Consider the following 12,369-nt stretch of genomic DNA (forward strand, 5'->3'; position numbering starts at 1 on the left):
AAAACCATTCAAATTGATGTTTTTTACTTGTATTGAAAAAAAATCATGCAGTTATTAACAATTTTTAGCGATTTCTAGAGAAATTTAATCTCCCCTTAAGCTATTTAATTTACAATAGTTCTTTTAAGCGATGATTTGGGGCTCAATTAACATGAGAGTAATAGATAACAGCGGCAAGGGAAGTTGCATGTATTATGCCTATGCTATTTCTTTAATGTATCACCTTAAATCGCTTGGCTCGCAGCATGAGCATAAGGCACAGCTCTTTGCTTTATTAAAGTTAAATACGGCAGAAGAAGAACTCTTAAACAATATTTTAGAAAAACCAGGTTTCGTCTCCCCAGCAGATATTCGAATAATTGAATTGATACTCGAACCTAAACTAAGAAAAATTGCTGCTGAAAAAATAATCAGCGATTTTATTAAAGACCCTCTTTGCTCCTCTTTATTTAGTGCTGTTGCTTTTAAATTTAAAGAACTAGTTAAAGCCAAACTCGCCAAAGAACACCAGGAAATCATGACGCAAATCCAGGTTCCGGAGGATAATCGATCCAAGCGAGAATTTAACGAAGCAGAGATTTACCGAGTTCCCAATATATATGCTGCAATTAGCGACTACACGACACGGTTAGCTGAAGAGATAATCAACGATACAGAAGTAGCCGGCAAAGTAGCGCATCTTAAGGAAGTTGATCAAGCTGATGATATAGCGAAAACTCAAGCTGAAACTGAACTCTTGCAAGCTATTGATGCTTTTTTTCAAACGAAAATAGTTGCCTTCTTTAAAGACAATGAAGGGCAACAGCTGAATGCCTATTCAGCAAGATTACAAGACTCTCGCTCCTGGGGTACTGAAGAAGCGCTTAATGCATTACACGGAGTCATCACCGGTAATGAGCTTCGCCAAAGTCAAGGACATTGGGAAGAACACACTGAACGACCAATTAATTTTAAAAATTTTAAAAATGGCAGCCCCGCAGTTCTATACACTGCCAACGAAAACCCAGATATGATTCTTGATAACTGGGGCAACTCCCACTGGGTAAGCCAGATTCCTGCTAAAAAAGATTTGCAAATCCTTCTTGTCGATAACCCTGGTGATGAAACCATTAAGGCTATTCTTGCACGGAGTGATGAAATAGACGGTTTATTAAGGGCATACCTCGCTAAACCCTTAGCGGCCTCTATAACAGCAGATAAAGATAAATCTCAGGAAAAAAGATTAAAAACAAGTCTGGCAATCGCTACGGCGACCTTAAAAGAAAAACTTTTAGCAGAGCTCTTAGTCCAAATACAAGAAAGAGAACCCATTGACTTGGAAAAAAATTATGCTTATCAGCAACTTATAGAATGTAAGAGAGCCGTTGAGTTCATTACTGATGATAGCCATGATCAAGCAGCGAAAATTGATTTCCTTAAAACCTATGAGGAGCAGGCAAAGTCTAATCCTACCGGATGGGAAATCTTCGGCCAATTCATTAAAGGTTTTCTCTTGGCTAGTTTATCTACCGTCCTAGGCACTCTCGTTGGAGCCGCTATCGGTGGTGCACTCGGTTCAGCTGCCGGACCAGGTGGGACTCTTGTCGGAGCTGTATGGGGAGCCTTTAAAGGCGGAAATATGGCTGTCCTGGCAGGCACCGGGTTTGGGGGCTTCTTTGGCAGTGCATTATGGATCTTGCAAATGTTACCGCCAGTTAATGCAGTTCAAGAGTATACTGCACAAGCCCGGAAAGCGGTCCAAAATAGCCTTGAATATAGAGTAATAGAAGAAGCCGTTAAGAAGGAAGAAGTTGAGGAATCGCTGGAGCATGATGACAAGGGTTCAATAACTGCGAATGTGGAGAGCCTTGCTTCCAGTGTTGGCGAAGTTGTCGAAGACAATGCCCAAAGTGACCAAAGGGTTCAAACAAGCCAAACTTTGGCTTTCTAATTTTATACAGTAATAAAAGTTAGTTAATTTGTGTTTGGTGTGTTAATCCCAATCCAGATATTCTTCTATCTTGGCATCACTTTGAGATTTTTCCTTCTTGGCAAGCATTTTGGGAGATTCAGGGGCGTTTAAAGCCTCCTCCAAGCTAACGAAGGTAAAACCATTTTGCTTATAAAGATTAATAATGTCAGGTAATACATAGGCATTCAGCAAGTTAGCATGGATTAATAGAATTTGGGCTTGATCTGGTTTGTGATTATAACGATCATGCTCTTCTGCCTTTAAAGTCTGCTGCCAGATAAAATCGATATAAGCTACTTTTAATGCCTCCAGAAAACTACGCCGTTGATTTTGCGGTACATCCAATAAAAGCTGATTAAAGATAAAATCTTTACTATCAATTGTAATTGGCGCGACATGATAATTCTTTTTTGAAAGGTAATGTAATACTTTTTCTTTTTTATTACCGCCACTCATTGCTAAATAGGGATAACGGAAAAATTTTGGTTCAGTAAGCACCGGCATTAACATTTTGTCAGCTGCATCGATCTCTTCAATATAAGCCTCCGTATCTACTTTATTTAAATTTAAATGCGAAAAAGTATGATTACCTAATCCCAGACCAGCATCGCGAAATTTATGCAACATTTTCCAGTTATCAGGATTAACCTCGCCAGCGATAATAAACCCCGTTGCTGGAATTTCATGCGACTTAATGGCATTAATTATCATATTTAAATGAAAGTTTTTGGCTTCCCCTACAAAAGGCAAATCATCAATAGTAATGGCAATCAGTCTTTTTTGGGCAAAACTGGTGTCCGCCAATACAGTAAAAAAAAGCAAAGCTATGATAAAAAATTTTCTAACCAAGGTAATTCTCATTAAAAATTAAAAAGTTACGATATTTGCCTAATAAAATTTTATATTCAAACAAAATCTGGCTGGATATTATCGGTATATTGTGAGCATTTATCAACCAAATATAAACAATTTCACTACAATTATTGCCGGCAAACCCTGATCAGATAAGAAAACCAACTAACTGAGGGTAGAAAAAAACCAGTTAAAGGACTAAAAGTCCCGCTTCGAAACTGCAGTAGAAACAATATTCTAGCGTAAATTTATAGGATCTTAAAAACCAAAACGGCATTTTAAAATAAAACTGCTCAGAGAAGGCACACTTCTTGAATGATTCAGCACTATTCATTCTACAACGGAGTATAAAAATGAAAATTAACTCCATGTTAATAAAAGTGATGCCACTGCTTGTTTATGCACTAATTTCTGTGTATCACAGTGCAACAATAATTTTTTAATAAAGGCAACCGATAAAATCAGGAAGATACTTGTATTTTTGCTTTAACTCGTTATGCTGTAGGTTTTCGCGGGGCCGTTAGCTCAGCTGGTAGAGCAGGAGGCTCTTAACCTCTGTGTCATAGGTTCGAACCCTATACGGCCCACCACTTTCCCGCAACATGTCACGCATGCCCAAGCCATTGCTATAAAAAAACACATTATGTATACTGTTTTTTATCAAACATAACCAATGTACTACAAACAATGCTTTCTATAAGCTTTAATCTGATTACTTTTATTCCCTTCATTATTATCGGCTGAAAAGCCGATACGAACTGCCACGCCCATTTTCTGCTGTTACAACTTTATAAACCTTAACCTGGTGAGGCTGCGCATGTTTACACAAAAATATAAATACTTACCCTTTGTAATGTGGTTTTTCCCTTTAGTGTTTTTTGCTTATCAATTCATCTTACGCCTTTGGCCTGGTTTGATGATGCCGCAAATGATGACCCAATTTTCTATTGATGCCAGTCATTTCGGTTTGATTGCAGCTTTTTATTATTATGGCTATTCAAGCATGCAAATTCCTGCTGCGCTTCTCTTGGATCGCTTTGGAGCTCGATACATAGTGGGATTTTTTGCCATTGTTTGTGGTGCAGCGACGCTGTTATTTACTTATACCAACAATTGGTATTTAGCTTGTTTAACTCGATTCCTGGTCGGAGTTGGTTCTGCGGCAGGTTTTTTGGGTGTATCGAAGGTAGTCTCCGAATGGTTTCCCAAAAATCAATATACCAGGATGATTGGTTTCTCTTTTACTATAGGTCTCATGGGTGCTATCTATGGAGGTAAACCTCTTAGTCTTCTTATTGAGATGTATCATTGGCAAAAAGTTGCCCTGGCCCTAGCCCTGGTTTCTATTGGGGTGGGTTGCAGCACTTATTTTGTTTTACGTAGCCCTACGCATAAAAAAGAAAAAATGGCTCCGGAGTCATTTAAATTATCCAGTTTTAAAACACTCCTGTCCTCGCCTGTTATCTGGTTATTAGCACTTGCTAATTTGCTAATGGTCGGCTCTCTGGAAGGCTTCAGTGATGTATGGGGAGTACCTTATTTAATGACTGCCTACTCCATTAGTAAAAATGATGCAGCTCAACTTATTTCATTCGTATTTTTTGGTATGCTCTTTGGAGGGCCTGTCTTAGCATTTTGTAGTAAACAATTAAGTCACTACACTCTCGTTGCCTTATGTGGCTTTGGTATGGCTGGCCTATTTGCTGCCTTATTAATGCAGGAAAATTACCATTGGTGGTTTCTTGCCAGTTTATTTTTTTCTCTTGGCTTACTATGTTGTTATCAAGTACTTGTCTTTGCAGCAGGTTCCGCTTTAGTCAAGACAGAACAATTGGGTATTACTATTGCTTTTCTCAATTGCATCAATATGCTTGGCGGCTCTTTTTTCCATACTGTCATAGGTAAGGTCATGGATCTCTCCTGGAGTGGTTTATTAAGCAGCGAACATATTAAACTGTATAGTCTATTGGCCTATCAACGTGCATTAATGTTAATACCAATCTGTGCCATTTTAGGGGCTTTGATTGTTTGTTTGCTGGGTTTGAAATCCAGCAGACAGCAAGAACTATCTGGATCTGCACTCTATACATCATAGCCGGAGGGAAAATTATGGAAAAATTATTTTGGCAGGATCCCTATCGATGTACACTCAACACCAAAATTATTTCCATCGTCGATAATGATATTTTGCTAGAAAAAACGATTGCCTATTCATTTTCTGGCGGCCAGGAAAGTGATAAAGCTTATATTAATGATCTTGCGATTATTGATTCCAGAATGGACGGCTCCCTTATTTATTATACGCTTGCCAATAACCATAATCTTAAGATTAATGATGAAGTAGTTATGACTATCGATTGGCCACGTCGCTACAAGCTTATGCGTTTGCATTTTGCTGCGGAATTAGTTTTAGAACTCGTCACACGAAAATACCATTTTAAGAAAGTTGGTGCCCACATTGCTGAGCATAAAGCTAGAATCGATTTTATTCATGACAGAAATATTTCTGCAATTTTTGGGGAAATATTAGGCGAATACAATACCATTATTGAAGCTGACAAGCTCATTCAAACGGGCTATTCAGATATTTCCACACAACGTCGTTTTTGGAAAATTGATGGCTTCGCTGAAGTTCCTTGTGGCGGGACACATGTTAAATCGACAGCTGAAGTAGGCTATGTTTCCTTAAAACGTTCCCATCCTGGAAAATCGATTGAGCGGATAGAAATTCACTTGCTTTAATTCAAGTTTATTCATCTCTATGCTGCGACTTGTTCGCAGCATCCCAAAATCAACACTTAATGATCGGTAAAACCCAACTCAACCAAAATGCAGGGGCCATGGGCAATAACATTCATTTTATTTTTCAGGCAATTATTAATCGCGGTATCGCTTTCCGCTCCCGGCTGCATCCAAATATTTTGAATTCCCTTTTTTATAGCTTGTGCCACAATTTTTTCTGTAATCTGAGGGGGAGTAATAATGGAAATGCTATTTACAGATGGGGGTAAATCGGCAATTTCCGCGATACAAGGCAATCCTTCAACAATTTTTTCCCCAGGGTTCACTGGATAAACCGTTTTATTATTTTGCAAATAGCAACGCAGGACTTTGTTACCAAATTTTTGTCGATTATTTGAGGCACCAATGACAGCGTATGCACTAGAGGTAAAAAATTGGTTTATTTTATCTAACATGCTTGATTCCCATTCTATGGTTTTACTGAGTATTTATTTAAGTTTATACCATTCAATTAGGCCGCTTCGATTTATCTTTTTTTCTTTTTATTTATAACCAAGCGCAGCCAATGTTATTTTTCCAACTGCACCTAAAATAGAAGGCCAAACACCTATCCACCAAGACTGCTTAAAACCGAAATGAGCGCTTTATAGCAAAAACCACAGAATAAAATCAGTGTTTTATTCGAGGAGAGGCAATCATACCCAAGCGTTTCCTTAATCGACCATAATTTGGATGACTTAACCACCCGAGAATGCTATAATATTTAACACCGTGTTTTAATTTTAAATAAAATGCCAAAACCATCACCCACTGAAGTTACATCTCAATTAACTCTAGTCCCTATGCTTAATCTCTATCTACAAGCCAATAAGATAGATCTTAAAGCAAATAAAACCGGGATCTGTAATGGCTTGGCAGCTGTCTATTGTAAATATGCTTTAGAGGATAAAGAAGAAGAATTTCTTACCATGCTGCAATATATTGAGCATAAAGGTAAAGAAATTTTATATGCTCAAGAGCATGGTGTCGCCCCCCCTCCAAGCACTAATGATAAATTTTCCAATCTAGATGACAGTAAAGCGAATAAATTTATTGGTGAAGTTCTATTTGCCTATTTACCTAAGGAATTTAACAAAACGCTTAATCAAGATGATTCAATCCAACTCTTAAAATTTCTTGATAAGGATGGAGTAACCCAAAAACCCATTGTTAAAGAATATAATCTTGCTCTTGTCGCGGATGTAAAGGATTGGAGCCAGATATTTAATAAATTAAAAGGGGAAGGTACTGCCTGGACTGTTGGTACACCTACTCATGCAATCTCCGTTTTTGTGAAAAATGGCGAATTTCGTGTCTATGATCCAAACCATACCCTAATTGATATTTGCAAAGATGGTAAGGCTCTTGCCAAATTGTTAACCACCGTTTTCCCAGATAATGATAAGGCAGCGGCGTTGTTGCCTTTAACCATTAATATCTGTAGTCATCCTGATAAACCCAGTAATCATGAATACCCAACTAAAGAATGGATATTTAAAAATTTATTAAAAAAAGAGCCGGGCAAGATCAATCAATTTATGGAAATTAATGGCCATAAATTTGATTCACTAGCGATGGCTGTGTTGCAAAACGATGTTGCTCAAATTCGTCTATGCTTTGAGAAAGGAGCAAATAATCCGGAAGTAGCCTTGCAACTGGCCGCAAGAGATAACCGCCTTGATGCGCTTGACGTCTTACTGGAAGATGAGCATCGCAAACTAATCAAGAACCCTGATAAAGTCTATGTAGAAAGTTGCAGGCTTGCGCTCGAAACAGGGCGATATGAAGCCTTCGAGCGATTACTCAAAGATGAGGCTATTAACACAGCTTTTTGTAGCTCTATAAGGGACGCTAAAAACCGAGCAGATTTCTTACAGTTAGTAGCAACCTCAGGAAGTCCGCAGTGTATTGAAAAGCTGGTTGATTGTTATCAAAAAAACATTGCAGATATTGACATCCCTGCTTTGATAAAATCAAGCAATGCTATCGGGGCCGCGGAAAAATCTGGTAACAAACGTAGTGTACAGCTTCTATGTAATCTTGCAGGGGTTGAACTTCAAACATCACAGGAAAAATCGCTGGTTGATTTTCCCAGTAACGATAAAGAAACCCGTACGCTAATAGAAGGCTTTTGCACTTTCATCCAATTCATTAATGATATGATCCATGCGGCGATAAGTTTAATTCTCCCCTCGGCAAAAAAACAAGAGACCCTTGCTTATACAAATGCACCCTATGCTCGCCTTTTTAAGCCTGCCCCTGATAAGACGGAAAGCCCCTTGCTTGCGCCCTTAACTACAGCACCTGATAAATCTGGCCCACAATAATAGAAGGGCCAGAAAGAAATATTTTCTAATTTTAGGCTCCGGCTATATATAACTTGCTTTCCTGCATAAACAGTCTTATACCTATAAGTGATATTTTATTTTATATAAGGATATTGTAATGGACCTAAATAAACGCATTGAGCCTAAAACATGGGCATTTGTAGAGAAAATACAAAAAGCAGGGGGGAAACCTCTTTATGATCTACCCGTATCTGAAGGTAGAGCCATATTTGATAAATTGCAAGAATTGAAGTCCGAAAAACCTGATGTCGACATTGAAGATCACACGCTCCCCGTTGGCCCCAAAGGAAAAGTTTCCATTAGGATTATCCGTCCTAAAGGAGCTAAAGAAACACTGCCTGTACTCATGTATTATCATGGTGCTGGATGGGTTTTTGGCGATTATCAGACTCATGGACGCCTTGTTCGCGAACTCGCCGTTGGGTCGCATGCTGCCGTTGTATTTGTCAATTACAGTTTAGCACCTGAAGAGCAATATCCTACTCAAATAGAAGAGGCCTATGCCGCAACAAAATATGTTGCCGAGAATGGTAAAAAATTTAATCTCGACACCTCTCGCTTTGTAGTAGCAGGAGATAGCGTAGGTGGTAATATGACCATCGTCATGACCCTGCTTGCTAAAGAGCGTGGCGGACCTAAAATCGACTATCAAGTGCTTATCTATCCAGTGACAGATGCTAATTTTGAAAATGGCTCTTATAAAGAATTTTCTGAGGGCCCCTGGCTAACCAAAAAAGCGATGGAATGGTTTTGGGATAATTACTTACCCAATAAAGAAAAACGAAAAGAAATAACCGCATGCCCATTAAAAGCCTCTATAGAGCAATTAAAAGGGTTACCACCCGCATTAGTCATTAATGGTGAATGCGATGTACTCCGTGACGAAGGCGAAGCGTATGCCCATAATCTGAATGCAGCTGGCGTTTCTGTTACCGGTATCCGCCATCACGGAACTATTCACGATTTTCTGATGATAAATGATATCGCGGATACCCCTGCTTGCCGGAATGCAATTGAAACCATTAATGCTCATCTGTGTAATGTCTTTAATCATAAAAAGAAACAATAACGCCCTACTCCATGCTAACATCAAAGGCCCACATTCCTTTGATGTTAGCACTCTCCTTTGAATAGACAGTAGGTTTCAACGGAATGATTTAAGTATCAAACGCATAAATCAATCAAGACAGTAGGTTCAAATTAAATGTAATTAAATACGGTTAAACCTTGAATGCGGGCAAAACTTTGTTGTGCTGCTTGTAAATAAATGCGCTGCAAATCCAGTTTGACCGCGACTTCAGGAAGATTCACATCTTCCAGTGAAGAGAGGGTCTCTGTGCTTGTTTCAATTAAGTCCGAATTGACTTGATCAGCCACATCCAATTGATTCAGACGAGCTCCTACCTGGGCTTGGTAAGCAATGATATTGTCAAGTGCCGTGTCGAACTGATCGAGCAATTGATTATTTTCAGTTTGAACAATTGCTTTATCAATAGGGCTGGCAAAGGGACTATTAAGATTATCAACCATACGCGCCACTGTTGAAAAAAGAGATTCATTCCGCGCAGGATTGATAGCAAAACTATCACCGACCTGTGGTTCACCGGAAACGGTTATTTGTATACCATTGAAACTAATCGTTGATCCAGATTCATACACTGGTGCATCATCAACCAAACCAGTAGGTGGAATTACTGAGCCACTACTGACCCCACTTACCATGACCACCAACTGATTTGATGAGTTTAATGCAAATTGCAAAGTATAATCATCTGGAACAAAAATAGCTGCATCATAAACCGTTCCAGAACTCACTGAAGCAGTACCCGTATTTGGAGTAGCAGTAGGTGTAACGGTAAAAAAAGTGTTTCCATTGAGAATACGCATGAATAAATCAGAGCCATTATCATTGGTTGCAATTTTCAAACCGCCACTAATAGTCTGTAAACGTTGCGTTTCGTCACCGTTATAAAGAAACGCTCCGTTGACATCTCTGGTAAATGGTTGAGTCGCTGTTTTACTGCCACTAAATAAATAATAGCCATTACTATCCTGCGTGTTTCCCATACCTAATAACTGGTCTAAAAGGTTTTTTGCTTCCTCACCAAGAGCATGACGATCGGCTTCTGACAGAGCAGTACTACCCGCTTGAACCTGTAATTCCCGAAGACGCTGAATAACACCAATTGTATTACCCAACACACTTTCTTCAAAAGTCAGGGCACTAACTGCTGCTTCCCGATTCTGTTGCATCCGCTCAGCCGCATTAATCCGTTGCCTCATCAAATCAATTTTTGAAGCAGAAATAGGATCATCAGACGGTGATTCTATTTTTTTCTGGGATGACAACTGCTGTTGTAATTTCAAAGTCTGGGCTTGCTGTGTCAATAACCCATTAAGTCCACGCAGAAAAATTTGATTGGTTGAAATGCGCATTATTCACCTCAGTGCAGCAAATAATATATCCATTATCTGGCCTGAAATAGCCATTACTTTGCTTGCTGCTTGATAAGCTTGCTCAAAACGGAGTAAATTGCTAGCTTCCTCATCCAAATTAACCCCACTTTTACTTTCGCGAAATTCAACAGCTTGCTGATGTAATATATCGGCCGCATCACTGCGAAGTTTAGCTTGATAGGTTCTTCCGCCAACCTCAGCGATTAAATCAGAATACCTGTCAAATAAACTTTCTGTCCCGTTTTCAAAGATCTTATCTTGTTGCAGAGAGGCCAACTTCAAACCATTATAATTATCGCCTATACCACCGCTATTATAAGAAGCAGTAAATGTATCACCTGTCTTAGGGATGCCTGATAATACAATTGAATACGAAGGGGTCAGTGTATCAGGAATCATTATCGTATTATCAATATTAGGAGTAAAAGTGAACGGTCCAGTTGTTATCGTATCTGTGACATTCACCAGGTTGTATTGTGTATCAGAAATAAATTCAATACGGTATTCTTTATCCACTACAGTCGTATCAAAAATTTCCCCCAGAGTAATATGTCCTGTTCCAGTATTGGCTAAAGAAGCCTGAGTACGGACAGGTGCGGCATAAGCGATCTCGCGCGCATCAGAAATATTTAATTTAAGATCACGCGCAGCACCCCGGGTGGATGTCAACATATAGTGATCGTTATCAACTAAATTATTTATATTATCAACGGTAATAGTTAATCCATCGATCACCACTTGAGCAGCTGGTGGTGTAGGAGGTGTATCAGTCCAATTTAAGGTTGTCGATTGTCCGTCTGATTTACGTATGATTCTTATTTCATTGGTAGAAATATCGCTAACCAATAGTTCATAGTCACTTAGCTCAAGTTGGCTAATATCAGAAATTTCGACTGATAAAACACCTGTGCCAGTATTGGTTATTCGCGGAGTTGAACGCTCTAATTGCAAGCTCATTTGATTGAAATCAGTAAAAAAATCTTTACCAATTTGGCTATTCATATCAAGGCCTAAGCGGTGTTGGTTATTAAACGTTGCTGCAAGTCCAATAGCCATTTGTCCCAGCAATTGACTTGTATTTGAAAGAATCCCCTGTTCAAAATCAAGGAAACCACCCAACATACCAGAGTGTAAATTACGGCTGATATCAGTTTGCCCTAAGCCATTCTTAATAAAAATTTTTGTTCCAAACTGATCGCTATCGCGGAGATCAACCTTTAATTCACGTTGCTCGGAGCCAATAACCAGCATTTCTCCACTGCCAATTCCAACACTAATATTTGAATCGCCCTGTTCAATCACGGTGACATCGGTATACTGTGATAACTCACGTAGTAATTCATCTCGTTTATCCATTAATTCAGGTGCATTTGGCATAGCACTAAGTTGAATATTTACTTGGGCAATATTGGCAGTAATTTGATTGATTTGCTCAACAGCTTGTCTAATTTGCGCCGTATTATTTTGTTGATACTCATCTAAACGGAGTTGCATTGTATTGAACTGATCGACTAACAATTGACTTTGTTTCAATGCAACACCACGTGATGCCAAACTATCTGGCGCATCATTTAATTGCCCGAGCGAGCTAAAGAAATTTTGTAACGCCGCTGAAATACTGGTGCCTTCTTGAGAGAGAAGCTTGTCAATCTGTAATGCCTGTTGATAAAAAGTATCGTATTCTGTTTTGGTCGTCAGGGTATCGCGTAACTGCAGAGTAGCAAATTGATCATTATTACGCTTAATATTGGAAACAGCGACTCCAGTGCCAATAAAAGAACCCGCATAGCGTTGGGCGGGTGTTGGCGTAAAATGAATAGTTTGCCTGGAATAACCGCTATTATTTGCGTTTGCAATGTTATTCCCTGTCACCTCAAGAGCGCGTTGGAATGCATTGAGACTTGATGAAGCAATACCTAAAATTCCTGCCATGCTTCTTACTCCTAAATATTGAGGCGATGTTGTAGCCAATAAAGCCTA

Annotated in this window: 9 protein-coding genes and 1 tRNA gene; 6 read left to right on the forward strand and 4 right to left on the reverse strand. The window is 39.1% G+C overall.

The genetic code is table 11. The annotated features are described in order from the left end of the window. The first annotated feature begins 187 nt into the window (after positions 1-187). Complete coding sequence (locus DYC89_RS09080) at positions 188-1,930, forward strand: glycine zipper family protein (protein ID WP_115221496.1); 1,743 nt, start codon at positions 188-190, stop codon at positions 1,928-1,930. Positions 1,931-1,972: 42 nt separating this feature from the next. Here DYC89_RS09080 and DYC89_RS09085 read toward each other — a convergent pair whose 3' ends face one another. Further along, positions 1,973-2,812, reverse strand: a complete 840-nt coding sequence (locus tag DYC89_RS09085; RefSeq protein WP_115221497.1) for a polysaccharide deacetylase family protein — start codon at positions 2,810-2,812, stop codon at positions 1,973-1,975. 505 nt (positions 2,813-3,317) lie between these two features. Here DYC89_RS09085 and DYC89_RS09090 point away from each other — a divergent pair. From DYC89_RS09090 to DYC89_RS09100, 3 genes are all read left to right on the forward strand, one after another. Beyond that, a tRNA-Lys gene (locus tag DYC89_RS09090) sits at positions 3,318-3,393 on the forward strand. Positions 3,394-3,608: 215 nt separating this feature from the next. Next, positions 3,609-4,898, forward strand: coding sequence for an MFS transporter (locus DYC89_RS09095; RefSeq protein WP_425451551.1), 1,290 nt, complete (start codon positions 3,609-3,611; stop codon positions 4,896-4,898). A 14-nt stretch (positions 4,899-4,912) separates the two neighbouring features. Continuing rightward, on the forward strand, positions 4,913-5,545 hold the full coding sequence (locus DYC89_RS09100) for an alanyl-tRNA editing protein (RefSeq protein ID WP_115221499.1): 633 nt from the start codon (positions 4,913-4,915) through the stop codon (positions 5,543-5,545). 56 nt (positions 5,546-5,601) lie between these two features. Here DYC89_RS09100 and DYC89_RS09105 read toward each other — a convergent pair whose 3' ends face one another. Continuing rightward, positions 5,602-6,000 carry a CoA-binding protein gene (locus tag DYC89_RS09105; protein ID WP_115221500.1) on the reverse strand — a complete coding sequence of 133 codons (399 nt, stop codon included), beginning with the start codon at positions 5,998-6,000 and terminating at the stop codon, positions 5,602-5,604. 336 nt (positions 6,001-6,336) lie between these two features. Here DYC89_RS09105 and DYC89_RS09110 point away from each other — a divergent pair, with 336 nt between their 5' ends. Beyond that, a complete protein-coding gene (locus DYC89_RS09110) occupies positions 6,337-7,911 on the forward strand; it encodes a hypothetical protein (protein ID WP_147285498.1) in 1,575 nt (524 codons plus the stop codon). Positions 7,912-8,029: 118 nt separating this feature from the next. Then, positions 8,030-9,001, forward strand: coding sequence for an alpha/beta hydrolase (locus tag DYC89_RS09115; RefSeq protein WP_115221502.1), 972 nt, complete (start codon positions 8,030-8,032; stop codon positions 8,999-9,001). 131 nt (positions 9,002-9,132) lie between these two features. Here DYC89_RS09115 and flgL read toward each other — a convergent pair whose 3' ends face one another. Both flgL and flgK read right to left on the reverse strand, forming a co-directional pair. Further along, a complete protein-coding gene (gene flgL / locus DYC89_RS09120; RefSeq protein WP_115221503.1) occupies positions 9,133-10,368 on the reverse strand; it encodes a flagellar hook-associated protein FlgL in 1,236 nt (411 codons plus the stop codon). A gap of 3 nt (positions 10,369-10,371) precedes the next feature. Beyond that, positions 10,372-12,321 carry a flagellar hook-associated protein FlgK gene (gene flgK, locus DYC89_RS09125; RefSeq protein ID WP_115221504.1) on the reverse strand — a complete coding sequence of 650 codons (1,950 nt, stop codon included), beginning with the start codon at positions 12,319-12,321 and terminating at the stop codon, positions 10,372-10,374. Between the last annotated feature and the right edge of the window lie 48 nt (positions 12,322-12,369).

This window comes from Legionella donaldsonii, from assembly GCF_900452385.1.
In the GTDB taxonomy this organism is placed as follows: Bacteria; Pseudomonadota; Gammaproteobacteria; order Legionellales; family Legionellaceae; genus Tatlockia; species Tatlockia donaldsonii.

Coding starts and splice junctions, on each gene's coding strand:
- DYC89_RS09080 (WP_115221496.1), top strand. CDS start 188: ATGTATTATGCCTATGCTATTTCTTTAATGTATCACCTTAAATCGCTT.
- DYC89_RS09085 (WP_115221497.1), bottom strand. CDS start 2,812: ATGAGAATTACCTTGGTTAGAAAATTTTTTATCATAGCTTTGCTTTTT.
- DYC89_RS09100 (WP_115221499.1), top strand. CDS start 4,913: ATGGAAAAATTATTTTGGCAGGATCCCTATCGATGTACACTCAACACC.
- DYC89_RS09105 (WP_115221500.1), bottom strand. CDS start 6,000: ATGTTAGATAAAATAAACCAATTTTTTACCTCTAGTGCATACGCTGTC.
- DYC89_RS09110 (WP_147285498.1), top strand. CDS start 6,337: ATGCCAAAACCATCACCCACTGAAGTTACATCTCAATTAACTCTAGTC.
- DYC89_RS09115 (WP_115221502.1), top strand. CDS start 8,030: ATGGACCTAAATAAACGCATTGAGCCTAAAACATGGGCATTTGTAGAG.
- flgL (WP_115221503.1), bottom strand. CDS start 10,368: ATGCGCATTTCAACCAATCAAATTTTTCTGCGTGGACTTAATGGGTTA.
- flgK (WP_115221504.1), bottom strand. CDS start 12,321: ATGGCAGGAATTTTAGGTATTGCTTCATCAAGTCTCAATGCATTCCAA.